This is a genomic window from Micromonospora parva (genome assembly GCF_000718515.1).
GTDB lineage: Bacteria > Actinomycetota > Actinomycetes > Mycobacteriales > Micromonosporaceae > Micromonospora > Micromonospora parva.
In genome coordinates, this window is sequence record NZ_JNZS01000085.1 from 1 (window position 1) to 210 (window position 210).

A 210-nucleotide genomic window follows, 5' to 3' on the forward strand; every position below is an offset into this window, starting at 1 on the left:
GATGTCCTTGCCCTGCACGGACAGGGCGTTACGGGCGGCGGCGGGGCCGCAGTAGTAGAAGTTCGGCTGGGCCTCGTAGCGCACGCCGAGCTGACGCTCACCGGCGGGCTGGCGGTCGGTCTGGGTCTGCGACGCCGGCTTGCTGGTGTTCGGGGCGGCGAAGGCGGTGGTGACGGGGCCGGCGATGGCGCCGCCGGTGAAGGCGAGACC

At 73.3% G+C, this 210-nt stretch carries 1 pseudogene; it reads right to left on the minus strand.

Annotation, left to right across the window (positions count from 1 at the left end):
* A pseudogene (locus IF22_RS0132705) lies at window positions 1-210 on the minus strand (C39 family peptidase); the annotation flags it as partial.